This window comes from Paenibacillus sp. EB106-06-01-XG199, assembly GCF_058791575.1.
Window position 1 is genome coordinate 132353 of the sequence record NZ_JBYTDQ010000005.1, and the last position, 24231, is coordinate 156583.

The window sequence follows — 24231 nt, forward strand, 5'->3', positions numbered from 1 at the left end:
GATAAGGCCGGCCAGTTATGATGTGTAATTGGCCGGCCTTGCTCTTAGTAAAGGCGACATATCATTTACAGGAAGTGAGGGTAAAGGATGAACCGGAAATCAAAATTTGCACTATCCATTCTGTTGGCTGCGGGAGTCATGATGACTTCAACAGGGATTGTTGCCGTTAATGAGGATACAGGCTGGGCCGCACCGGCGGAGCAGAAGTCCGGCAGACTGATAAAGGAGGGGGTTTCTATTTCTGAAACCGTTACCAAAGCAGCTGCAAATTTGACGGGATGGCGAACAGCCGGAAAAGGCAAGCTGGAGGATACGCCCGAAGGGCTTTTGCTGACATCTGATCCTGAAGAAAAAGTGCTGGCGATTTCCGAAACGTCAGCAGATGATTTTATATATGAAGCGGATGTAATGATCAAGGACCGGCAGCCGGATGCTGCGCTGCTTTTCCGTTCCAGTGAGGAAGGTCAGCGTTCATATATGCTGCAAATCGTACCGGATGCCGGACTAATCCGCTTAAAAGACGGAAGCAGTGAAAAAGGCAAATTGCATGAGGAACGTAAGGTTTCCCTGGTACAAGGTGAAATCTACCATCTTAAAGTGAAAGCGGAAGGGCCCCTACTGAAAGTGTATTGGGGGAATCAATACAAGCCCGTGATTGATATCCAGGACAATGCACATCTCTCCGGACGGCTTGGACTCCAGGTCTCGGGTGGAGCGGCCTTGTTCCAAAATATTAACGTAAGCGATCTGAAGGGGAATCTGGATACGGTGCTGGCAAGTCAGGGACAGTGGCAGCCGGATATCAGCGGTAAAAAAGGGATCTCTGTAAATCAGAGCAAGGCGCAGCAGATCTATAGCAGGCAAGCTGCTGATCTGGTGTATGAAGGAGTTATCTCATTTCGTTCCGCTGCTGTTGCAGGCCTGGCCTTCCGTTCCTCTTCTGACGGTGCGAAGGGATATGAAGCCTCTCTTGCGAAAGAAGGAAATCAGGTACATGTCACTTTAACAAAAGCAAACGGCACAGTAATTGCCAGTTCCAAGCAGACTTATCCGAGTCCAGCGGGGGCAAAACATGCGGTGGAAGTGCAGGCGAAGGGGAACCGGATTCAGATTTTCGTGGACGGGTATACTCCGGCAGCAATAGATGTTAAGGACAGTTCATATGCTACCGGATACGCCGGACTTGTCGTAAATCATGGAACCGCTTACTTTCAAGACACCTATGTTACGGACGCTGGCAGTTACAATAATGAAAAATACCGGCCCCAGTATCATTATACGCCGATCCGCGGTGCCGTTAGTGATCCGAACGGGCTTGTCTATTTCGAAGGGGAATATCATCTCTTTCATCAGGATGGAGGCACATGGGCTCATGCCGTCAGCAAAGATATGCTGAACTGGAAACGCCTGCCGATTGCCCTTCCATGGAATGAGTACGGACATGTCTGGTCCGGGTCTGCTGTGGCAGATTTGAAGAATGCCTCCGGTTTGTTCTCGGATTCAGGCGGCAAAGGCCTTCTTGCCTACTACACCTCCTTTAATCCGGATGCCTCTAACGGCAACCAGCGTATAGGTCTGGCCTACAGCAAGGATCAGGGGCGGACATGGGATTATGCCAAGGATCGTCCAATTGTCATTGAGAACCCCGGAAAGAACGGAGAAGAACCCGGGGGATGGGATTTCCGTGATCCCAAGGTGATCCGTGATGAGGAGAATAATCGCTGGGTCATGGTGGTATCGGGCGGTGATCATATCCGCTTTTTCACATCAACTAATTTGCTTGACTGGACGTTGACCGATAATTGGGGTTATGGGGCTTATGTCCGTGGCGGGGTGTGGGAATGCCCCGACTTGTTTCCGCTTACTGTACAGGGAACGACAGAGAAGAAATGGGTTCTAATGATTAGTACAGGAGCGAACCCGGCAACAGGTGGTTCAGATGCGGAATATTTTGTAGGGAGCCTGACTAAGGAAGGTAAATTCGTGAACGACAACCCGGCTGGAACCGTGCTGAGGACAGACGCCGGCAAGGAGTTTTATGCATCCATGTCCTTCTCTGATATGCAAGACGGGCGCAGAGTGATGCTGGCCTGGATGTCCAACTGGGATTATCCCTTCGCCTTTCCGACATCTAACTGGAAGGGAGAACTGACGATCCCGAGAGAAGTTACCCTAATCAACACCCAAGACGGAATTCGTCTTGCCCAGAGTCCGGTGAAGGAGCTGGAATTCCTGCGCAGTGAACTCTATTCCGCAGCTAACAAGGTGGTCATTCCTTCTTCTCCTAATCTGCTGAAAGGCATGACCTCAGGTGCCTATGAAATTGAAGCTACCCTGGAGATTCCCGCCGGCAGCAGCGTATCGGAGTTCGGCTTCAACGTACGTGAGGGAGCGGATCAGAAGACAGTTGTAGGTTATAAGCCGGGCGGGAGCACAATGTTTGTGGACCGCTCTCTTTCCGGGGAAACAGATTTTTCCAGCCTGTTCAGTACGAGACATGAAACGAAAATGCCGACAGAGAACGGCCAAATCAAGCTGCGGATTCTGGTGGATGAATCTTCGGTTGAGGTTTTTGTAAATGAAGGGAAGTCCGTGTTCTCCGAGGTCATTTTTCCGGACCCGGCCAGCAGGGCAATGAGTTTCTACACCAAGGGCGGCAACGTGAAGGTTGTTTCTCTGAAAGTCTATAAGCTTGGGTCGGTATGGAATCCTGAGTCGGGTTCGGCAACACGGATTGCTCTGGATACCAGTGACCGTGAACTGGGGGTTGGGCAAAGCGAAACAGTGCAGGCGATCGTAGAAAACGGACCCGGCAACGGCGCCCAGCCTTTGAAGTGGAAGTCCAGCAATGAAGATGCCGTAATCATAAAAGCGGCAGGCAATTCCCGTGCAACCCTTGAGGCAAAAAAAGCGGGCGAGTCCATCATTACGGTATCTACACCGAATAGAAAGGCATCCGCAAGTTTCCGTGTGAAAGTGTTCGGCGGAACATTTCATACCAACCTCAGCGGCTGGATGCAAGACGTGTCCATGGCTTCCTGGCTGGTTAGCGGGGACGGAATTCGCGGAAGTCACTCCAGCGACGCAAATTATGTTGCTGAGGAGAAGGCGGGAGACTTCTCGTATGAAGCCGAGATGAAACTTGGCAAGTCCGGCGGCGCAGGTTCCCTTCTGTTCCGTGCAAGTCCGGACGGACGCAACGGTTATTACTTGAATCTGGATCCTAATATGAAGGCAATCCGTTTGTTCTACAAAATCGATGGACGTTTTGAAGAACGGCAGGTTCTGGCGAAAGTTCCAGCCTTCATTCTGCCGGACCGGACGTATAGTTTAAAGATACAAGCGGACGGACCTCATATTGTGGTGTATCTGGGCGGGCAAAAAATAATGGATCTGCAGGACGGAACTTTTGCAGCAGGCCATTTTGGACTTCATGTCTTCGGCGGATCTGTCTCCTACCAGAATGTAAATGTGAACGGGGCAGCACCGGAGAACTTGATAACATCAAGCCTGGTAAACGAAACGTTCCTGAAATCCATTTATACAGCAAATCCGGTGAAGGGTGAAGCCGTAACGGTTCAGGATGCAAATGAAATATCCGATCAGAAGTGGGTATTTGTGCCGACGGGAGATGACATGGATTCCTACTCGATCCGTACGGCCTCAGGTCAAGCCCTTGATCTGAACATAGAACATAATTCAATTCAGCTTTATGACTATCTGGGTTACAATAACCAGCGCTGGATCATCCATAAGAATGGGGATGGTTCAGCGGCCATCCTCTCTGCCCATAATCAGTTGGCGCTGGCTGTATCTGAGGATGGCTCGAAACTGACGTTAGAGGTTCCTCAAACCGGTGAAGCCCGTCAAAAATGGCATATCAAATTCTGAATGTAATTTCAGCACAGTAGAAATTACTTGTAATACGTTAAACAGTCCCGATGCAGATCAAAGGCATCGGGACTGTTTTTATTGCTGGAAAGCAGGAATAGGGAATTTAAATTTGCTTGCCGTTCTCGCCCTTTATCTCCTTGCGCAGCAGGAGGGATTCGGCATAAGTAATCATGGCCTGAAGGAAAAGGATCAGGATTTGATTAAGCCGTCCCATGTCCGAAGTGATGATGATGACGAAGGCGATGAGGCCGGTAAGCAGCGACAGAAGGATCAAACCTACAGACGGAGTCCGGCTTCTGCTGGACCTGAACAAATTCAGGAGAGTAATAAACACACCCTGGGAGAGGATACAATTCACTAATAAAGTGAATTTGGTCCACATTATTTCATCAAGTGAATTGCCAAATACATTAATGAGCACAAGCGCCACGACTAGAATAACAAGAGAGACACCGTCCTTTTTGTTAAGCATGGCGAACATCCTTTCTTGAAATGCTCTGAATATATACCCACTATTACCCATGGCGCCGGGCAATCAAGCAAAGTTTATGCGCTTTGCACAGCACTGTTTACCGGGTAGATCCGGGTGAACAGGAAGCGGGTCAGCGGCCCTACAACAATCAGCTGCAGCGGCAGGGCGCAAATGATGTTCAGTCCGGCAGTGGACAGATAGTGACGGAGGAAGTTGTCTCCGAATCCGTAGTGTGCTAGTGTGCCATATAGGGACATGCAGAGCACCATACCGCAGACCATGAAGAAGGAAATGAACAGCACCTTTTTAATCACGGGATCGGCCGGTTTAACCAATCTAAAGGCCAGACCTTTGGCCGCTTTACTGACGATGATAACATCACAGAATAAGGCGACGACGAGTGCCGGAAGTAAACCGACCGCAACATCACGGAATAAAGTATGGGTTAAGCCAGTGTTTAACATCACGTTGTAAAAGCTCATTCCTACGACCATCAACACACACATCATACAGGTGAATACTAAAGCTTCTTTCTTGTTTCTGCCCATTGTTCAAACTCCCTTAACATATAAGTTTTTCAAACTTCACTCATAGTATCAGGGGGTGGAATTATTGTCAACCTAGTTGACAATAATTCAATCTGTATAGAATGAACTTAATAACTACATAAAAGGGCAAAAGTAACGGAGGGGAATTTTGGAACTGTAGGAGCGATAGCGACCGCCTTTGTCACCGGATTCCCACCGCAAATAGCGGGTTAGATCAAGAAATCTGGGGACAACAGCGGCCGGAAGTCCAAATATTCACCGTAGTTACGTCCTCGCCCAAATGGGGAAATCTTAAATTCATTCTATATGGTTGTTTATTCTAATTGTATCTTTATATTGGGGGCCTTTTTTATGAAAGACTATATCCTTAGTTTGAACTTGATAGATTTAGTCAGTGAGAAGCATAATGCTCTGCGGGAAAAAGTAAATGAAACCAGCGGTGAGCAGCTGAACAAGACTGAAACGCATATTCTGGCGAAGCTGGAGCTGCATGGCATGCTCACGATTTCGGAAATCAGCAGGCAGATCAGCATTTCCCGCCAGGGTGCGCAAAAAACGATTAACGTTCTGTTGTCTGAAGGATATGTGGAAACTGCCGTGGTAGAAGGGAACTCACGTGACAAGCATATTGTGCTCACTCCCAAAGGTATTGCGGTCTGTCAGAGCATGCTGGAGATCAAACAGAGCATCGAGGCGGAGATCGCCGCCAAAATTGGCCGGGACCAGGTGGAAACGTTGAGAAAGCTGCTTACGGAGGATTGGCTCTGAGACTGTACGGGTCAGCTGAGGAGCTGAGGTTCTAAAAGACTCTGGTTCTAAGCACTAAGGTTTCTGGGTTCTAAAGCGCACAAGCGGGTTCAAGAAGAAACGTTACTTTGGAGGCGGCGGGCGTAAGTTATAACGGACTGAGGAGACGCTATTGTCCCGAAAAACGCCAATTATTCATCCAAGCGGACCTGAGAGGCAAAAAAGCAGCTGCCGCGTTGTGAAATAAGCAAATAAGGCCGCTGGGGTCCGCAAGACTCCGCCATTAGCCCGATTTCAGCAAATAGCATCTCTGGAGTCCGTTACGAGGAGAATGGTGGCCGGGGAGGGCAGTTTGGTCACCAGCAGAGCGAGCGCAGCTGTCCGTCTGCCTGCAGGATTTTCAAAGAAACCTTGCCCGGGAGCCTATGGAGACTTCGGATTCAAACGCACAACGCTGCGCATTAAGGATATGAGTGTTCCGATCCAATCCTCAGCTGCTCGCGAAGCCGGATGTGTGAATCCGATAAATATTTTTTTCGGATTAGATGAGTTCGATAAATCAAGGTTCCCGGTGGCTTACGGTGAGCCTTTTTGTTTTGGGCGGGATGTTTCCTTTTCCTGTCTAGGCAGGGAAGAAGCTTGCAGGTTTCAGCGGGAGTTATGCACACGTTAAAAATCCTTGGATTTCGATTCGTGAAAACGCTATAATTGAAAATGATTACTTATTGAAGGAGCCTATGTATGAAAAAAGGCAGGATGTTTTATAAGATTTTTATTCCGATTCTGGTATTGGGCGTCGGCCTCGTCATCAGCTTCGGCAGCTATATTTATTTGACGACGATTCATTCGGTTATTGATAGTGTTGCCAGCGGCAAGCAAAGCCTGATTACCCAAATCAAAAATACGCTGGAGCAGAAAATTAAAACCATAGAGTATGCCTTCAATACTTACAGTACGACCAGTTCCTTCAGCGAGGTCATCAACAATCCGATGACAGAGGAGGACTTTCAGGCGTACCGGGATATCAATTCCCAGCTCAACTATATCGCTACGATGGGGATGGATGTCGGCGTAAAATATTCGCTGATCAGTCTGGTGCAAAACTGGAAAATTTCTGATGGAAGCCTTTCTCTTCTAACAGAGGAAAACCGGAAGAACCTGTACGAAAGTTATATCAACAATCAGAACAAGGGATTGTTCTGGATCAAGACGGATAAAGGAATCCGTTTTGTGAATACGCTTCCTGTATTCTCTCAGAACAAGCAGGCGATTGGCCTAGCCGATATTTCGCTGCAGACACTGCGGAATATCCTGCAGACGGAGGACAACACCACGGTGTTCATTCTGAACCGGCAGGGTGATCTGCTGTATGAATCGGCAACCGGAAAGAACCTGTTGACCAGCGGGCAAATGAAACGCATCACGAATATTGCCGAGAATGAGAGCCAGACGGGGACAGTAGCCCTGGAGAAGGCCAATTATCAAAAGGTTGAAGCCATTTATGCCAAATCTTCTTATAATAATTGGATTTATGTCACGCTTCTGGACCAGCAGGAAATCTCCAATGCCCTGGCCACGACCCGTGTCGGCTTAATCATCCTGGGAGTGGTGATCACCTTGCTAATTGTTGTGGTGGCCTATGTAATCTCCTTGCATTTCACCAAGCCGATCCGCCAGATTCAGCGCAGGCTGGCGGTCAGCACCCAGCCGGAGGACAAGAATGAGATCGACTGGATTATCAATTCGATTGATACGATTCTGTCGGAGAAGGAAAGTCTGGAGGGACTCTTAGAGTCAGAATTGCCGCAGCTGGAAACGCAGTTTATGCTGAACCTGTTCCGCAGCCGGATTACCGCCGAAGAGCTGGAGCTCAATATGTCCCGCTTCGGTTATTCCCCAACGGAGGATTCAGTGTATTCCACCATGCTGATCCAGCTTGATAATTACGGGGAACGCCAGGCCAGCGATAAGGATCTGCTGCTTGTCGCAGTCAACAAGATGGTGGAGGAATTGATTCCGAAAGCGCGGAGAATGATTCCAATCTTGCTGAATGACCGGACGCAGGCAACCATTCTGATCTATGAGGGAATGAACGAGCAGGAACACCGGAAGCAAGCGCTCGAGGATGCGAAGAAAATTATTAAAACAGTCAGGGATATCCTGAAGCTGTCAGTCAGTGTTGGCATTAGTAATCTCTATCAGGATCTGGCTTCCAGCAAGGAAGCCTGCGAAATGAGCAAGCAGGCACTGCATCATCGTCTGAATCTGGGCAAAGAGTCAATTATTTTTTATGAAGATATAGCAACGGTTATTTCAGGGCCTGTCCTGCTGCATTATCCGGTAGAACTGGAATCACAGCTGTTTGACGCCATCCGGCTCGGGGATGAGGAGCTGGTATCGCGATCCTTGTACCCGCTTCTCGGCGAAATGATGAAGCATAGCAAGAACCCGCTCAATTTCGAGGTTACGCTGATCCGGTTCGTGAACAATCTGATTCAGCTGGAACAACTGATCGGCGTAGAGGTGCTGCTGACCCAGGACAATTATGCTTTGTATCACCGGCTGCTGGATATCCGCAATCCGGAGGAGATTGAACGAATTCTGGTGAAGGAAGTCATCCAGCCGATGGTAACCAGCATGAAGGAGAAGACGACCCGCCAATTCCGCAGCCTCTCCGACCAGATTGCGGCCATTGTACGCGCTGAATTTGATCAGGAGCTGTCTCTGGAGATTATCGGCGAACGTCTGCATTACAGTCCGAACTATTTGAGCAGCATCTTCAAGAAGGAGTTTGGTATGACTTTCAGTGAATATGTCATGAGCTACCGGCTGGAAATGGCCAAGAAATGGCTGGTGGAGAGCGAGATGACCATTAAAGAAATTGCCGAGCGGTTGCAGTACCATAATCCGCAGAACTTCATCCGCTCCTTCCGCAAGAAGGAGCATGTGACACCCGGTGCGTACCGCGCAATGAAGCAGGACAAGTAGTCGGTGGAGCAGACCAAAACAGCCAGTCTCCGGGATACCGGAGGCTGGCTGTTTTGTTTACTGTAAGTGCGGGAAGGTAAAGGGGATAGCGTATCAGCCCTTTACCGCGCCCAGCAGTGCGCCTTTCGTGAAGTGCTTCTGCACAAACGGGTAAGCAATCAGCATCGGGACGGTGGCAACAACGATAACTGCCATCTTGATTGTTTGTGCAGGAGGAACGACATCGACCGAAGTGCCTTCCGCCTGCATCCCGCTGGAGACAATAACAATCTGGCGCAGCAGGACCTGAATCGGCCATTTTAAAGAGTCCGTGATATACAGAATGGCGGTAGTGTAGGTATTCCAGTAAGACACCCCGTAGAACAGGGAGAGGGTCGCAATCGAAGGCAGTGCGAGCGGCAGCATGATTTTGAGGAATACACCAAAATCATTCGAGCCGTCGATCTTGGCTGACTCCTCCAGACTGTCCGGAAGCGCCTGGAAGAAGTTGCGCATGATGATCAGGTTGAAGGCATTGATGGCCACAGGGAAGATCAGCGACCAGTAAGAATCAATCAGCCCGAAATACTTAACAACGAGGAAGGTAGGTATCATACCGCCGCTGAACAGCATGGAGAACACCACGACAAAATTGATGAAGTTTCTACCATATAAATATCTCCGGGATAATCCGTAGGCCATCAGAGCTGTAAGGATCATACTTACCACCGTACCTACCAGGGTTACTCCGATGGATACGGCCAGTCCTTTAAAGATCGTAGGAGTTGAAAGGATGTAGCGGTAAGCGTCCAGGGAGAATGTAGTCGGAAACAGAATGAACCTCTTCTCTACTACCTCCTGCGTTGAGGCAAAGGAGCTGGCAAATACATTGATAAAGGGTAAAAGACAGACGAGGGCAATGAGAGTCAGCAGGGTGGTGTTTACTATGGTAAACAGCCGGGAGCCTAAAGTTTCTTTTTTGAATGATGATTGCGCCATGCGGTTTTCCTCCTTGTAATCGTTTCAATGAAACTTTATCAGGGGTGTTGTATTCCGTATATAATCATTAGCTATGGCTTTGTTTGGGCTGGGAAAATGGGTAGAAAGGGACCATGATCTTTAGATATCATAGTAATCCCAATAAGGGATAGAAGCTGGAAAAACAGCATAGTAGCACGGTTTGCGGCGCCTCCGTAACTAATGATTATATACGTAATCGGCAAATGACCGTAATCTGGGAATCGTAAAGAAACGCGATCAAGGAGGCCGAACATTGAAAGAAGTAAATGTCACCATGGAGTTGAACGCTGCGCCGCTGAGGAAAAAGAAAACGGCACACAGCCTGCTGAGTTTAAAAAGACACAAGCTATTGTATCTGATGATACTGCCGGGATTTTTGTATTTTGTTATTTTTAAGTACCTGCCTATGGGCGGAATGATTATTGCCTTTCAGGATTATCAGCCGTATCTGGGCATCACGGGAAGTCCTTGGGTGGGGCTCAAGCATTTCATCCGTTTGTTTACGGAACCTACCTTCTTTATGCTGCTGCGCAATACACTCATCTTGTTTGCGCTGAATATTGTAGTCTTTTTTCCGTTGCCGATTATTTTGGCACTGATGCTGAATGAGGTCCGGAACAAGATGTTTAAGAGTGCGATCCAGACGATCATTTATATCCCGCATTTCCTGTCATGGGTTATCATTGTCTCCATTACTTATGTATTCATGAATGTGGACGGCGGGGTGCTGAATGAAATCATTGCTTCGTTTGGCGGACAGAAGATCAGCTTCCTGACTTCGCCAGAGTGGCTGCGTATCGTGTATATCGGACAGATCATCTGGAAAGAGCTTGGCTGGTCGACTATTATCTATTTGGCAGCTATTACTGTAGTAGATACCCAATTGTATGAAGCTGCAGAGATGGACGGTGCAGGAAGATTGCGCAAAACCTGGCATGTCACCCTGCCGGCAATCCGCCCGGTAATCATCACCCTGCTGATTCTGAAAATCGGACATACGCTGGATCTTGGATTTGAGCACATGTATCTCTTGATCAACTCCCTGAACCGCGAAGTCGGGGAAATCTTCGATACTTATATTTACACCGCCGGTCTCAAGAATGGCCAATTGAGCTTCAGTACCACAGTCGGCCTGTTCAAGGGCGTGGTTGGCCTCGTCCTGGTCATGCTGTCAAACAAGCTGGCCAAGAAGGTTGGAGAAGACGGCGTATATTAAGCCATGCACACACTGAATTCAACCCCTGCCTTTGGCGGGGGTGGAAGATACAGCAACACCATTACGTATAAAAAGGGGTAGTGTACATGAATCGCAATTACAAGAAGCTGGCAGCTCTGATGTTGTGCAGCGGGCTTGTGCTCTCAGCTTGCGGAGGAAACTCTAATAACGCGAACAACGGACAGGCGGAAGCCACGAATGCAGGGGGGAACTCATCCGAGGCAACAACGGAGACGGCCAAAGCCAAGATTAGCTGGCTGAACATCCTGCATACGGCATCACCGCCAACGGACACCGTGCTGAACAAAATTGAAGAATTGACGAATACGGACATTGAATTCTCCTGGATTCCTGATGCTTCCAAAGAAGAGCGCATCAATACTTCACTTGCTTCCGATTCCCTGGCGGATATGGTCACGTTGACGATCCTGGATAACTCTTCAGTCCGCAATGCCTTGAAATCGGGCATGTTCTGGGAAGTAAGCCCTTATCTGGATGAATTCCCGAATCTGGCGGCGATTTCCCAGGATACCCGCACCTCGGCATCGATCGAAGGGAAGCTATATGGCATACCATTCCAGAAAGCGGTAGCCAGAAATGGTGTCATCATCCGCAAGGACTGGCTGGATAAGCTGGGTCTAGCGGTGCCGAAGACTACAGACGAGCTGATGGAAGTTGCGAAAGCGTTTACGGAGAAGGATCCTGACGGCAACGGCAAAAAGGATACAACCGGCTTTATGGACCGCAGCGACCTCGTCTACGGAGCATTCAAAACATTGAGCTCTTATTTCGGAACCCCAAACATCTGGGCTGCGGATGAAGCGGGCAAGTTGACACCGGAGTTCGATACGGAATCTTACATTAAAACCATGGATTATATGAAAGCCTTGTATGAAGGCGGCTACATCAACCAAGACTTTGCCGTAACGGCCAAAACCGACCAGCAGCAGAACTTTGCACAAGGTAAAGCCGGAATTTATGTAGGTGCTCTGTTTGACAGCAAAAACCTGATGAAATCGGCCAAGGGCATCCAGGATAACATGGAGCTGGTTATGGTCAATGACATCACCTCAACGGGCAATGAAGCGGACCGTGCGATTTGGGCGGGCGCCAACGGCATTGGCGGCTTGCTGTCCTTCCCGAAATCGGAAGTCAAGGATGAGAAAGAGCTGAAGCGTATTCTGAAATTTGTGAACGATACCATGAGCGATGAAATCTACGCCCTTATGACTTACGGTATACAGGATGTTCATTATACGGTGGATGCCGATATGGCTGTTACTATTAAAGATGCCGATCTGTGGCAGCAGGAAGTTCAGCCGTTTGCGTCCTCCCGTGTGAAAGAAACCGGATATAAGATTCATGATTCCGATCCGCTTAAGGTTGAGGCAGAGCGGCTGATCGAAGAAAATGCCAAGTATGGGGTGCTTAATCCTGCCTTTTCGCTGGAATCCGAGACCCACACAACCCAAGGCTCGGAGCTGCAAAAGATTGTTACGGATGCCACTTATAAATATATCCTCGGGAAAATTGACCTGAACGGCTATAAATCTGAGATCGAAAAGTGGAAAAAATCAGGCGGCAGCAAGATTATTACCGAATATGAAGCTGCCTACAAAGCAGTTAACCCTTAATAGAGTGAAAGCTGGCGGTACTGTGAATTAAGCATAGCAAAGAGGTCCTATCTGCCGATGATGGCGGATAGGACCGTATTTTATCCAACCAAGGAGGAACACATGGCAAACACGACTAAATCTTCAGCAAACTTGAACTGGGCTGTAAAGATGGCGGATTCCATCATGGAACGGACGCCTAGATTATATGATGACAAAGGGTATCAGGGCAAATGGTCTTATGATTACGGTGTTATTCTGAAAGGCTTCGAACTGCTGTGGAAACAGACCGGTGAAGCGAAGTATTACCATTATATTCAGGAAAACATGGACTATTTCATCGGGGAAGACGGCTCAGTGAAGGGCTACCGGCTCGAAGAATACAATATTGATCATCTCAATAACGGAAAGCTGCTGTTCGTTCTTCACCGGGAAACAGGCCAGGAGAAATACAAAAAGGCAGCCGCATTGTTAAGAAAGCAAATCACAGCGCATCCCCGGACCTCGGAAGGTGCATTTTGGCATAAAAAAATTTATCCCTACCAAATCTGGCTTGATGGCTTGTATATGGGATCGCCCTTTTATCTGGAGCATTTGCTCGCCTTCGAAGAAGGGAAAGGTCTGGATGATGTAACCCGCCAGTTCATCCTGTGCGCGCGCCATACCAAGGACGAACACACGGGACTCTTGTATCATGCCTGGGATGAACAGCGTGTTCAGCCGTGGTGTGATCCTGAAACCGGACTGTCACCGAATTTCTGGGGGCGCTCCCTGGGCTGGTATGTGATGGCACTGGCTGATGTACTTGAGATGCTTCCGGCCGGACATGCCGATTACGGCACGCTGGTGAGTATTCTTCAAGATACGCTCTCCACTTTGCGCAAGTATCAGGATCAAGACAGCGGGGTATGGTATCAGGTTGTTAATGAGGGTGGACGCAAAGGCAATTACTTGGAGGCCTCCGCTTCCAGCATGATTACCTATGCGATCGCCAAGGGCATCCGGCTTGGTGTGCTGGATAACAGCTGGCTCGAAACGCTGGACAGCGCCTATCAGGGGCTGATCGCGGAATTCGTGCTTGTGACCAATAGCGGCTGGGTTAACCTGAACAAAAACTGCCAAGTCGCCGGACTCGGCGGGGATGACCGGAGAGACGGCAGCTACGCCTACTATATCAGTGAGCCGATCATCACCAATGATCAAAAAGGGCTTGGCGCATTCCTGCTCGCTTGCGGAGAGTACGAATTCCTGCAGCGTCCGGCCGCCGGGAAGGAATAGGTGAAGCCATATGTCATTCTACAGCATTGATGATTTTGGAGCACACAAGAACAGCACGGAGCTGTCGACGGCAGCTATTACCGGGGCGATTCAAGCGGCGAGCGAAGCCGGGGGCGGTACTGTTTATATTCCTTCCGGCACCTATCGTACAGGCGCGGTCATTCTTAGCAGCAATATCGAACTGCGTCTAAGCCCCGGTGCTGTCCTCTCCTTCAGCTCGGACCCTGAGGATTATCCGGTAGTGGAGTCCCGCTGGGAGGGAGTGAAGCAGGGGGTTCATGCTTCCTGCATCTTCGGCATGAACTTGGTTAATGTGTCAGTGACCGGCGGCGGCAAACTGGATGGTAACGGCGGGCCGTGGTGGGAGAAGCAGCGCAATTCCCCCGAAGAGCTGCAGTATCCCCGGCCGAAGCTGATCAGCTTCGACGGCTGCAACAGGGTTACGCTTAAAGATTTGACCTTGGTAAACTCCCCGAGCTGGACGGTCAATCCCATCCGCTGCCAGGATGTGACCATTGATAATCTTTCGATCCACAACCCGGCCGATTCACCCAACACAGATGGCATTGATCCGGAATCGTGCGTGAATGTGCGAATCAGCAACTGCCATATCGACGTGGGTGATGACTGCATCGCCATTAAGGCGGGGACAGAGGACACGAAGGAACGGATTGCTTGCGAGAATATTGCAATTACGAACTGCACCATGATTCACGGTCACGGCGGTGTGGTGCTGGGCAGTGAAATGAGCGGTGATATCCGCAATGTTGTCATCAGCAACTGCGTGTTCAAGCAGACGGACCGCGGCATCCGGCTGAAGTCCAGACGCGGGCGCGGGGGTGTGGTCGAAGACATCCGTGTCAGCAACATTGTGATGGAGGACGTAATCTGTCCGTTTATTCTGAACCTCTATTACTTCTGCGGTCCACGCGGCAAGGACAAATATGTCTGGGACAAAAATCCCTATCCGGTAACGGAGGAAACTCCAAACTTCAGACGGATTCATTTTGCCAATATTACCGCGCGGCAGGTTCATGCGGCAGCAGGTTTTCTCTACGGTTTGGCAGAGCGATATATTTCGGAAATTACCTTCTCCGATATCGATATTTCCATGGCGGAGAATGCCGTACCGGGGCGTCCGGCGATGATGTCCGGGATTCAGGAGATGAATAACCGCGGCTTCTATCTCGGTAATGTCAGGGATATCCGCTTCCGGCAGGTAACGATAGAGAATCATGAAGGGCCGGCGTTTTATATTGAGAACGGGGAAGAGGTGGAAATCAGCGGCTGCCAGTCCCGAAATACGCGCCAAGCGGAGGAACTGGTGCAGCAGGTTACAGTAGCCCCTTCACAGGAAGATCTCAGCAGTCTGGAAGAATGATGTTGGAACATGACAAACGGAAGGAGCCAGGGAATGATTTCAGAGCACACGAAGACCGGCATTATACAGAATCCAATATTAAGGGGCTTTAACCCGGATCCTTGCCTGGTACGGGCAGGAGAAATGTATTATATTGCGGTATCCTCGTTTGAATGGCTGCCTGGTGTGCGGGTGTACCAGTCCGCAGATCTGGCCGAATGGGAGCATTGTACGGATATTCTGACCCATCAGGTGGATCTGAGGGGAAATCCGAAAAACTGCAGCATCTGGGCGCCGCAGCTCAGCTATCAGGATGGATTGTTTTACCTGATCTATACAGATGTGAAGAGCACGAAACGGCCGTTCAAGGACTGTCATAACTACCTGATCACCGCCCCGGACATCGAAGGACCCTGGAGTGAGCCGGTGTATCTGAACAGCAGCGGCTTTGATCCGTCGCTGTATCATGATGAGGACGGGCGGAAATGGCTGCTGAATGAACTTTGGGATTACCGCATCACCGAAGGCAATAAATCCTCCGGCATCGTCATTCAGGAATACGCTCCGGAGCAGCGCCGGTTAATCGGTGAACCGGTCAAAATCTTCGACTGCACCGAACTCAAGAAGACCGAAGCACCGCATATTTACAAGCGCAGCGGCTATTACTACCTGATTACCGCGGAGGGCGGCACCGGTTCCGGCCATGCTGTAACTGTGGCGCGTTCCACTTCACTGCTTGGACCATACGAAGTAGATCCGCTCAATCCGATGCTGACCTCCCGGAATAATCCTGAGCTGCCGCTGCAATGCGCCGGTCACGGCAGTCTGGTCGAGACACCGGACGGGGAATGGTATATGGCACATTTATGCACACGTCCACTGGAGGGTGAATATGCCATTCTCGGGCGTGAAACTGCCCTGCAGCAGGTATATTGGACCGAAGACGGCTGGCTGCGGCTGACCTCCGGGGGCAGCACACCTCTGCTGGAGGTGCAGGCACCGAAAGGAACGAAGGTCGGGAAGCAGAACCGCGCCTTAGATTTCGAGGATGATTTCAGCGGTCCGGTGCTGAAGAAGAACTGGAATACACTGCGGATAACGGCAGATGAAAGCTGGTGTTCTCTGGCAGAAAGACCGGGATGGCTGCGGATCAGGTCCGGAGAATCGGTGCAAAGCCTGTTCCGGCACCATATTCTGGCCATCCGCCAGACGGACAGCAGCTTCCGCGCAGAGACAGCGCTTGAAGCCGAGCCAGCCAGCTATCTGCAGATGGCCGGTCTCCTGCTGTACCTCAATGAAGATAATTATCTGTACGCCTATATCAGTCATGAAGAAGGACGCGGTAAAGTGCTGCGGTTGATGCGCTGCGCAGCCGATGAATTTACTGCCGAGCCTGTCATCATTGATCTGAATGCAGGTGAAACTGTGCAGATTGCAGTGGAAGTGAGCGAAGTGAACGCGCAGTTTATGTATCTCGCCGGTCAAGCGGCGGCGTGGAAGCCGCTGGGCGGAGAATATAATATAAGCTTCCTTTCTGGAGGCTTCACAGGCAACTTCGTAGGTATTGCTGCGCATGATATGGGGCAGTTCGGAGGCAGCAGCGCCGATTTCTCGTATTTCCGCTATCAAGGGAAGGCATAGAGAAGGCTTCACTTTCGGAGAGTTCCGGCAACTGCCGGAGCTCTCCGCATTCTCATATAACCTAGGAGGTTTTGTATGAAGAAAAAATGGTTGGCGGAGCTGCTGATAGCCGGTCTCCTTGCGACAAGTGTTCCATTCGGCACTGCTGAGGCAGCACTTTTGGAAGCGCTTCCCGCTTTCCCTGGTGCAGAGGGCGGCGGCAAATATGTAACCGGCGGCAGGGCACAGGCTGTGTATGAGGTTACAACGTTGGCTGATTACGGGCGCAACGAAACGCCGATTCCCGGTTCTCTCCGCGATGCGGTAAGCGGGAGCAACCGGACGATCGTATTCCGTGTGGGAGGAACGATCCGTCTGAAGGAGTCGCTGAAGATCACCGGCTCCAATCTGACGATTGCCGGCCAGACCGCACCGGGTGATGGCATTACCGTAGCCGATTATACGACATCCATAGAAGCCGACAATATCATTATGCGTTATATGCGCTTTAGACTCGGAGACCGGATTGTCAGTGAAGATGATGCCTTCGGTTCGCGGTATCACAAGAACATCATCATTGACCACAGCTCGTTCAGCTGGTCGGTCGATGAAGTGGTCAGCCTGTATGACAACGAGAATACTACGGTGCAATGGTCGATCTCCGCAGAAAGCATGCTGATGACCAGCCATCATAAAGGGCGGCACGGCTACGGCGGCATCTGGGGCGGCAAAAATGCCAGCTATCATCATAACCTTATTGCCCATAGTACCAGCCGCAATCCCCGACTGCCCACGATAACGAGGCTGGTTGATCTGACGGAAATGACGAACAATGTTATTTACAACTGGGGTTTCGCATCGACCTATGGCGGCGGAGCTGAAGGTTATTTGTACAATATCAGCAACAACTATTATAAAAATGGCCCCAATACTTACAGCAGCGTGAAAAAGCAGTTATTCGGGGAAGTAGCGCCGGTTACGAAGCTTTATCTGGCAGGAAATGTGATGGACGGCAGTCCGGAGGTCACAGCGGATAACTGGAAAGGCGTTCAGAGCTACTCGGACAGTTCAAAGCTGGCGGAGCCGGCAGTGATGCCGAACCCTTATGCGGAAGAGCCGGCCAGCGATGCGTATGCGAATGTTCTGGCCGATGCAGGAGCCACTTTGCCGAGACGGGATGCCTACGATGCGCGTGTGATGAATGATGTAAAGAACCGTACCGGGCAGCATATCAATTCTCCATTGGAAATTGGCGGGTATCCCGACTACCCGGAGACCGCTTCAAAGGTGGTTGACCAGGATCATGACGGAATGGACGACGCCTGGGAAACAGCAAGAGGCCTGTCGCCGTCCGATCCTGCCGACGGCAACGGAACGTTGCTGTCAAGTGAAGGCTACACCAATCTTGAAGTTTATCTGAATGATCTGATTGTTCAGGCCACAGCAAGCGGAGAACATACCGGCAATCCTGTAACCGCTATCAGTTATCCAACCAACAATCAGATTCTGGAGGCGGGCAGTGATGTCACCTTAACGGCTTCCGCCAGCGACAAAGACGGGATAGCCAAGGTTGAATTTATCGTAAATGGTGTGAAGCAGGGAGAAGCTGCCACAGCGCCTTACCGTTTCGAATGGAAAAATGTGCAGGACGGAACTTATTATCTCGTTGTTCAGGCCACCGACAACAAAGGCCTTAAGACGCAGTCGGACAATGTTGCAGTTCACGTCAATACCTCAGGCAGTACCGGTCCATGGACCTCAGCGGATATCGGAAATCCGGGCATTGCCGGACAGACCTCGGTTAATGCAGAGACCGGGCAGGTCACGGTTAAATCGGCGGGGCTGGTTGGTGCCACCTCGGAGAGCGTTAAAACAGAGGATAACTTCCACTTTGCCTATCAGACCCTGGAGGGCAACGGAGAACTGATTGCCAAGATTGATTCCGTAACGGCGACAGATGACGATGCGAAAGCGGGAGTGATGATCCGCGACAGCCTGCAGCCTGATGCCAAGATGGCGATGATGGCGATTCCTTATGTAAAATATGGAAAAAAAGGAGTTCTGATTACCCGCTCCGTTACAGGGGCCAAGGTAGTTAGGACGGAACCTGATAGTTTTATCACCACCCCTTATTGGGTGAAGCTGGTCCGGCTTGGCGATGAAGTGACAGGGCTGATCTCGCCGGATAAGGTGGCATGGAGCAAGGTGGGCACAGTGAACCTTGGGCTGAAAGAGACGGTTTATATGGGTCTTGCCGCCGATGCTGCCAAGGCGGATAACGAAGTCAACCGCTATAATATCTCCCGCTTCAGCGGTGTGGAACTGAAAATCCTTGACGATAAGTACCCGGTAACACCCCTTGGACTTACAGCTGCGGGAGGCAGCAAGAAGGTGGAGCTGAAATGGGAGCCGGTCCCATATGCCAAGACCTACGGCATTAAACGAAGTGAGGTTTCGGGCGGGCCTTATACCCTGGTAAGCAAAGACAACTCAGGCAACCTCTATACCGATCTTGATGTAAGTCCGGGAAAAACCTACTATTACACGGTCAGTGCCGTGAACGAATTCGGTGAAAGCTTCGATTCGGACGAGGCGAGTGCCGAGCCTAAGGCTGAAGCGGGCAATATCTATTATGTGGATGAGGATTTCGAGCGGGTGGCTGCGGGTACCACGCCGGAGTATTATGAGGTATCTCCGAATCCACAGACCGATGCGCAAAAATTGGTTGTGTCTGCCACACCATCCGGAAGCAAGGGGAACTCGTCGGCACAAGTGCTGAATGTGTATGATTCCGCGAACGGCAATGTGCAGTTTATCCGCAGGTTCACCCCAATGACAGGTGCGCTGGTGATTGATACCGATTTTATGTTCGCTGCGGAATCGGGCACTTCAGTGTTCCTGCAGGCCCAGAGTGCGGATGGAAGCAAAACCGCGTTCTCCATTGAGAGCCGCAAACCGACGCTTCCGGCCGCAGCGGGCAAATACACACTGACGATGAGCAGGGGGAGCAGCCAATACCATCAGCTGATGAACGCCTACGCACTCAACCAGTGGTATAACCTGAAGCTGAAGGTGGACGTGCAGGGTGATGAAGTCGATGTCTATATCGACAACCAGCTTGCAGGCTCTTTTCCGTTCACCACCACAAATTTTGCGGGATATGGTATCGGGCGGATCCTGTCCAAAACACCGGGCGGCGGGTCCGGCAATTATTATCTGGATAATCTGAAGGTTTACGTGGAGCCAGTCGCAACGCCGCTCGGCTTAAACGGTCTTCCCGGCAACGGAGCGGCGCAGCTGAAATGGCCTGCACTTGAAGGGGCAGCCTCCTATAATGTTAAACGGGCACTTACGGCCGGCGGCCCCTATGATACAGTTGCCAGTGCCATTACGGAGACTTCCTATGTGGATAAGGAGCTCACCAATGAAACCACGTATTATTACGTTATTACAGCCGTGGCTCTATCCGGCGAATCGGGCAACTCCAATGAAATCAGCATAACTCCTTCCGCTTCGGCAGTGAAATTGCCCGCGCCGGAGCAGCTTGCGGCGGTAAGCCGGAATGCCCAGCTAGAGCTGAGCTGGAATGCGGTGAAATATGCGGAGAGCTATACCGTCAAGCAATGGAATGCAGCAGCGGACCGCTATGAACCGGTGGCGGAGGGCCTCACGGATACCGCTTACCGCATCGGCGGGTTAACCAACGGGCAAACTTACCGTTTTATCATCTCAGCGGTCAATGTTGCCGGGGAGGGTGAGGACTCACTGCCTGTGGAAGCAAAGCCGCTCCCGGCCTTGGCAACGCCTGAAGTAACCGTCCAGGCCGGTGATAGTGCCGTTAAGGTAAACTGGACGGCCGTCGGGGACGCGCAAAGCTATAGAGTAACGCGGGCATTGTCGCCGGAAGGCCCATATGAATTGCTCGCTGCCGAGATCAGCGGCCCCAGCTATGACGATACCGGACTGGCGAATGGTACGCCATATTATTATAAGGTGGCCGCCGCCGATGGTACCCGCAGCGGGCTGGCGTCGGATGCAGCCGGAACGGTTCCGTTCCAGAATGCCGGCCAGCCCGGAATTCCTCAAGGGGTTGCGGCTGAACCTGGCAACGGGGAAGTGAAGCTGAGCTGGGCTGCATCTGCAGGCAACAGCAGCTACCGGATTATCCGTTCGGAGACTGGCGGCGACTATAAGGTAGTTGCTGAAGGAATCGGTGAAGCAGCGTATACCGATACCGGACTGGCAAATGGAACCGCTTATGATTATGCAGTAATCGCCGTTGACGGCAGCGGAGGCGCGGCAAGTCTTCCGTCCATGGCAGTCAGCGCGGTTCCGGCCCCGGTTATAGTAGTCGATCAGAGCGGGGCGGGAGATTACAAGACCCTCAACGAAGCAATCCTGGCTTCACCCGATAACAGCACGCTCATGACGATCATCAAGGTGAAGAACGGAACGTATCCAGAGAAGGTGCTGGTGCCGGCAGGCAAGAAGAATCTGCGCATCATCGGCGAAAGCCGGGAAGGCACCTTGCTCGTCAACGCAGACTCGGCCAAGACGATAGGGCCGGACGGCAAAGAAATGGGCACCAGCGGCAGTTATACGCTTAAAGTGGCGGCAACAGATTTCACGCTGGAGAATATGACGGTTCAGAACAGTGCTGGCCGGACTGCCGGGCAGGCTGTAGCGCTATATGCCGAAGGGGACCGGGGCGTATACCGCAACGTCAAGCTGCTCGGCTATCAGGATACGCTGTTCGCAGATAAAGGAAGAGCTTATTTCGTAGATAGCCATATTGAAGGGACTGTGGATTTCATCTTCGGCAACGCCGCTGCGGTGTTCGTGGACAATGTCATTCAAAGCGCGGGCGCCGGCTATGTAACTGCTCCTTCCACGGAAGCGGGTAAACCGGGATATGTATTCCTGAATAACCGCCTGACTGCCGGTGAAGGGGTGGCCGCGGGGAGCGTGGACTTGGGCAGACCGTGGAGAGACTATGGCAGCTCCACCTTCATCAATACGGATATGGGAGCCCACATTAAGCCAAGCGGCTGGCATGAATGGTATGAAGGCCGTTCCCGGACGGCACGTTTCTCCGAGTATATGAGCTATGGGGAGGGGGCCAACGCAGCCGCACGCTACAGCTGGTCCAAGCAATTAACGGCAGAAGAGGCGCAGGCCATTACCGTTCAGGCTGTGCTGGCCGGCAGCGACGGCTGGAATCCGCAGCCGCCGATGCGCCTCTTGAGCCAATCTCAAGTGCCAGGAGAGAAGGTCTCTTCCATTACTGTAAGTAGTGAAGAGGGGAGGAAGACGATCGAAACGGATAAAGGTGTTCTTCAGCTCCAGGCAGTTGTGCTTCCGGAGAATGCGGCCAACCGCAACGTGCACTGGACTGTGACGGAGGCTGACGGAATAACTTCTACCCCTAAGGCCTCCATTGATGAGAATGGGCTGCTTGCGGCAAAAGCAAACGGGACCGTTCTAGTGACCGCGGCTGCGCTCGACGGCAGCCGGATCAGCGGCAGTCTGGAGGTGGTAATTAGCGGCCAGGCGGAAGTTGCGGCCGGGTTGCCTTCGGCGACGCTGAACGGGCCTGTCACCGTGTCGCCCGGGCAGGAATTTGCCTACCGGGTCGGTATTGCCAATGTTACTGATTCCGTCTACAAGTCGGTATACTCCGCAGACTTTACGCTGGATTATGCTGCGGCAGGGATAGAATTTATCTCCGCCCGGAGTCTCGTTGAGGGGATTACGCTTACTCCTATCTCCGCAGATCATCCGGGGCAACTCAGCGTCAGTGCAGCAGCGGCGGAAGGAGTAGCTCTGACCGACGCCAAGGAATTTATCGAAATCAGCTTCCGGGCCAAGGAGACGGCAGCTGAAATTTCAGTGCCGCTGAAATTCGCTGCTTTCAGCGGTTCGAATGGGATCCTGAATTTCCCGATTAAGCATGAGACGCAGGCTGTTGTCCGGGTCATTCCTAAAGTTGCTACCCAAATAAACGTCACTTCTGCAGGCAACGTGAGTGTACTGCAGACCGGGCAAAAGCTGCAAATGCATGCGGCTGTCCTGCCCGTAGGTACCACCGGTACTACGGTTACGTGGTCCGTGTATAATGCCGACGGTTCTTCTACGGTCAGGGCAACCATTACGGAAACGGGTCTGGTCACTGCAATAGCTGCCGGAAAGATCACCGTGAAGGCAGCCTCCAGTGATAGTCCGGGCGTTGCGGGGACGATGAATCTGGAGATCAAGGATGGCCAGACCCCGCAACCGGGCGGAAATCTGCCGTCTACCGTGACAGCCGGCAAACAACCGCAAATTGCAGCAGGTGCCAATGGAATTACAGTTTCCCTGGCAGCAAATGTGAATGGAAAAGCCACGGCAGAGCTATCCGCAATAACGATCACACAGGCGGTGGAAGCCGTTCAGACAGACACACTCCGGATTGAAGTGCGCTCCCCTGCGGATACCACGGCCGTGCAGCTGACGCTGCCGGCGCAGGCAATGGTTCAAGCCGTTTCCGGGAGAATCCGGACGGTGGAGATAGACTTGGGACTGTCCAGCCTCCGGCTGGATGCGGAACTTATTCGGCGGGCAGCCGGATCAGCTTCCTCAAGCCTGACATTTGCTGTTGCCAACTCAGGCAGTGAACAGATTGCGGTTCAGGGTAGCCTTGGCAATATCTATGAACTGGGATTCTCCGTTGACGGGCAGCTGGTGAAGCAATTTGACGGCGGCCTGAAGGTATCGCTGAATTATGACCGTCCGGCTGCAGCTGCAGCCGAGAAAATAGTCATTTATCATATCCTTGATAAGGGTCAGGCGGAGGTCATCAGAAATTCCAAATACAACCTGCTGACCGGGAAAGTGGACTTCAGTCCGGCACATTTCAGTAAATATGCTGCAGGTTATGCAGAGAGTATCTTCGGCGATATTGCCGGACTGGAATGGGCGAAGGGCAGTATTGAAGCACTTGCCGTCAGGGGAATCCTTGAGGGGACGGATACACATACTTTCGGGCCCGGCTTGAAGGTAACCCGGGCGGAGTTCCTGAAGATGCTGATGCTGGCGCTGGATTTGGACGATAGCGAAGCGGCAAGCACCTTCACCGATGCGGCACCGGATGACTGGTATTACAGTTCCGTTGCGGCAGCCCAGCGGCTGGGGATCGTACTGGGCAGACCTGACGGAACCTTTGGTGCGGACGCACCCATCACCCGTGAGGAAATGGCGCTGCTTGCATTCCGCGCAGCCCGGCAGGCCCATCTGCCGCTTCAGGGTTCGGGCCAATCCGCTGCATACAAGGATGCATCCAACATTTCCGAATACGCACTGGCAGCAGTTCAAGCTATGAGCGGAGCGGGGATCATTCAAGGCGTAGGCAATAACAGCTATGCGCCTAAAGCGCAGGCTTCCCGGGCGCAGGCGGCAGTTATTGTACAGCATTTGTTCCTGTTAAGACCGTGATTTCTTAAGCAATCCGTTGTCATCCA

Annotated in this window: 12 protein-coding genes; 9 read left to right on the forward strand and 3 right to left on the reverse strand. The window is 51.4% G+C overall.

Features of this window, described 5'->3' with window-relative positions; all coding sequences use genetic code 11:
• Positions 1 to 87 precede the first annotated feature (87 nt).
• Positions 88 to 3891: a GH32 C-terminal domain-containing protein gene (locus tag AC3WT9_RS19105; RefSeq protein WP_341379758.1), complete on the forward strand. Its 3804-nt coding sequence runs from the start codon at positions 88 to 90 to the stop codon at positions 3889 to 3891.
• Between the two features lie 106 nt (positions 3892 to 3997).
• On the opposite strand, the gene AC3WT9_RS19110 is transcribed toward AC3WT9_RS19105, so the two are convergent.
• Entirely contained in the window at positions 3998 to 4366 is a 369-nt protein-coding gene (locus AC3WT9_RS19110; RefSeq protein WP_341379757.1) for a hypothetical protein, read from the reverse strand.
• Positions 4367 to 4440: 74 nt separating this feature from the next.
• Entirely contained in the window at positions 4441 to 4914 is a 474-nt protein-coding gene (locus tag AC3WT9_RS19115) for a DUF2798 domain-containing protein (protein ID WP_341379756.1), read from the reverse strand.
• A 351-nt stretch (positions 4915 to 5265) separates the two neighbouring features.
• Between AC3WT9_RS19115 and AC3WT9_RS19120 the strand changes: the two genes are divergently transcribed.
• Positions 5266 to 5682 (forward strand): MarR family winged helix-turn-helix transcriptional regulator, encoded by a 417-nt coding sequence (locus tag AC3WT9_RS19120; RefSeq protein WP_341379755.1) that lies wholly within the window; start codon positions 5266 to 5268, stop codon positions 5680 to 5682.
• 720 nt (positions 5683 to 6402) lie between these two features.
• Positions 6403 to 8649: a helix-turn-helix domain-containing protein gene (locus tag AC3WT9_RS19125; RefSeq protein WP_341379754.1), complete on the forward strand. Its 2247-nt coding sequence runs from the start codon at positions 6403 to 6405 to the stop codon at positions 8647 to 8649.
• A gap of 93 nt (positions 8650 to 8742) precedes the next feature.
• Here AC3WT9_RS19125 and AC3WT9_RS19130 read toward each other — a convergent pair whose 3' ends face one another.
• On the reverse strand, positions 8743 to 9627 hold the full coding sequence (locus AC3WT9_RS19130; RefSeq protein WP_341096190.1) for a carbohydrate ABC transporter permease: 885 nt from the start codon (positions 9625 to 9627) through the stop codon (positions 8743 to 8745).
• 295 nt (positions 9628 to 9922) lie between these two features.
• On the opposite strand from AC3WT9_RS19130, the gene AC3WT9_RS19135 reads away from it, so the two are divergent.
• From AC3WT9_RS19135 to AC3WT9_RS19160, 6 genes are all read left to right on the forward strand, one after another.
• Entirely contained in the window at positions 9923 to 10864 is a 942-nt protein-coding gene (locus AC3WT9_RS19135) for an ABC transporter permease (RefSeq protein ID WP_341380418.1), read from the forward strand.
• 86 nt (positions 10865 to 10950) lie between these two features.
• Positions 10951 to 12498, forward strand: a complete 1548-nt coding sequence (locus tag AC3WT9_RS19140) for an extracellular solute-binding protein (RefSeq protein WP_341096188.1) — start codon at positions 10951 to 10953, stop codon at positions 12496 to 12498.
• A 102-nt stretch (positions 12499 to 12600) separates the two neighbouring features.
• Complete coding sequence (locus tag AC3WT9_RS19145) at positions 12601 to 13755, forward strand: glycoside hydrolase family 88/105 protein (protein WP_341379753.1); 1155 nt, start codon at positions 12601 to 12603, stop codon at positions 13753 to 13755.
• 10 nt (positions 13756 to 13765) lie between these two features.
• The gene (locus tag AC3WT9_RS19150) at positions 13766 to 15136 is read left to right on the forward strand and encodes a glycoside hydrolase family 28 protein (RefSeq protein ID WP_341379752.1); all 1371 of its coding nucleotides are present in this window, start codon (positions 13766 to 13768) and stop codon (positions 15134 to 15136) included.
• A 33-nt stretch (positions 15137 to 15169) separates the two neighbouring features.
• Complete coding sequence (locus AC3WT9_RS19155; protein ID WP_341379751.1) at positions 15170 to 16756, forward strand: glycoside hydrolase family 43 protein; 1587 nt, start codon at positions 15170 to 15172, stop codon at positions 16754 to 16756.
• Positions 16757 to 16831: 75 nt separating this feature from the next.
• Positions 16832 to 24205: a pectinesterase family protein gene (locus AC3WT9_RS19160; RefSeq protein WP_492407792.1), complete on the forward strand. Its 7374-nt coding sequence runs from the start codon at positions 16832 to 16834 to the stop codon at positions 24203 to 24205.
• Positions 24206 to 24231: the final 26 nt, after the last annotated feature.

What these genes read in the sequence shown, in the direction of transcription:
- AC3WT9_RS19120 (WP_341379755.1), top strand. Translation starts at nt 5,266, where the DNA reads ATGAAAGACTATATCCTTAGTTTGAACTTGATAGATTTAGTCAGTGAG.
- AC3WT9_RS19130 (WP_341096190.1), bottom strand. Translation starts at nt 9,627, where the DNA reads ATGGCGCAATCATCATTCAAAAAAGAAACTTTAGGCTCCCGGCTGTTT.
- AC3WT9_RS19145 (WP_341379753.1), top strand. Translation starts at nt 12,601, where the DNA reads ATGGCAAACACGACTAAATCTTCAGCAAACTTGAACTGGGCTGTAAAG.
- AC3WT9_RS19150 (WP_341379752.1), top strand. Translation starts at nt 13,766, where the DNA reads ATGTCATTCTACAGCATTGATGATTTTGGAGCACACAAGAACAGCACG.
- AC3WT9_RS19155 (WP_341379751.1), top strand. Translation starts at nt 15,170, where the DNA reads ATGATTTCAGAGCACACGAAGACCGGCATTATACAGAATCCAATATTA.
- AC3WT9_RS19140 (WP_341096188.1), top strand. Translation starts at nt 10,951, where the DNA reads ATGAATCGCAATTACAAGAAGCTGGCAGCTCTGATGTTGTGCAGCGGG.
- AC3WT9_RS19105 (WP_341379758.1), top strand. Translation starts at nt 88, where the DNA reads ATGAACCGGAAATCAAAATTTGCACTATCCATTCTGTTGGCTGCGGGA.
- AC3WT9_RS19110 (WP_341379757.1), bottom strand. Translation starts at nt 4,366, where the DNA reads ATGCTTAACAAAAAGGACGGTGTCTCTCTTGTTATTCTAGTCGTGGCG.
- AC3WT9_RS19125 (WP_341379754.1), top strand. Translation starts at nt 6,403, where the DNA reads ATGAAAAAAGGCAGGATGTTTTATAAGATTTTTATTCCGATTCTGGTA.
- AC3WT9_RS19115 (WP_341379756.1), bottom strand. Translation starts at nt 4,914, where the DNA reads ATGGGCAGAAACAAGAAAGAAGCTTTAGTATTCACCTGTATGATGTGT.
- AC3WT9_RS19160 (WP_492407792.1), top strand. Translation starts at nt 16,832, where the DNA reads ATGAAGAAAAAATGGTTGGCGGAGCTGCTGATAGCCGGTCTCCTTGCG.
- AC3WT9_RS19135 (WP_341380418.1), top strand. Translation starts at nt 9,923, where the DNA reads ATGGAGTTGAACGCTGCGCCGCTGAGGAAAAAGAAAACGGCACACAGC.